The 1,046-nt window shown below is 60.9% G+C and carries 1 protein-coding gene; it reads right to left on the reverse strand.

What is annotated here, in order from left to right:
• Positions 1-1,039 (reverse strand): CHC2 zinc finger domain-containing protein (locus C6H66_RS20335; RefSeq protein ID WP_146111085.1); only part of this gene is annotated, 1,039 nt, incomplete at its 3' end.
• Between the last annotated feature and the right edge of the window lie 7 nt (positions 1,040-1,046).

Raw genomic sequence — 1,046 nt, forward strand, 5'->3', positions numbered from 1 at the left:
CCGCCACATTAGCCGCGCCACGGTCTCCGGCCTCGTCCCGGTCAAAGGCAATCAGCACCCGTTTCACGCCGTGATACGGCAAGGCTGCGAGGTGCTCACGGTTAAACCCGTTCACCCCGAACGCGGCGATCACGTTACGGAACCCGGCACACCAGAAGGTCATGGCATCGATCAGCGCTTCGCACAGGATAATTTCATTTGATGCCTGCATCGCCGATTCATTCCAGACCCCGGCTAGCGGTGACGGCAGGTACAGATGCTTCGGACTGTCTTTCAGCACTTTGTAATCCGGCTGGGTTCGGCGACCATACAGTTGCAGCACCCGCCCACGGCTGGCCACACTGGCCGATTCGGCCCAGCCGATCACCGGCACCACGACGCAGCCCCGGAAGTGGTCCTGACGGGTGGTCGTACGCAACACGCCCAGACCCGACAGCTTGTCGCGCAGGTGCTGGCCTTCCTGACTGCTCTTGGACGGCAACAACCCCGCGGAACCGCCGATCCCGTGATGGCCCGCGTACCCCAGCTTAAAGTGACTGACCAGTTCAGGATGATTCAGCCCGCGTCGTTCCAGCCAGGCTTGGGCTTCCGGTGACGCCAGTAAGTGCTGATGATAAAAATCAATCACCTGATGCAACAGCGCCTGCCCGTCATCGTCCAGGTCGGCCAGTTTCGGGCGCGGCAGGGGTGCCGCCTGTGACTCCGGCGGGGCGGCTAAAGAAGAAGCGGCCACAACCGTATTGTCCATATCCGGCAACCCGGCCAGCTCCCGCAGCCGGCGGATAGCGATTTTCAGCGTCACCCCTTCCGTTTGTATCACCCAGTCCAGCACCGACCCCGCGGCGCCACAGCCAAAGCAGTGATACAGGTTCTTGGCAGGCGATATCACCATTGAGGGCGTTTTCTCGTGATGGAACGGACAGCGCAGCACATAATCCTCACCGCGTTTTTTCATCGCACGGCCTTGCTTACGCGCCAGCCCCAGCAACGAGACGGTTTGCTTTAAGCGGGCTAAATCGGTATCGGGAATGCGGGTCATCAATGAC

It is taken from the genome of Photorhabdus hindustanensis (assembly GCF_002968995.1).
Taxonomy (GTDB): Bacteria; Pseudomonadota; Gammaproteobacteria; order Enterobacterales; family Enterobacteriaceae; genus Photorhabdus; species Photorhabdus akhurstii.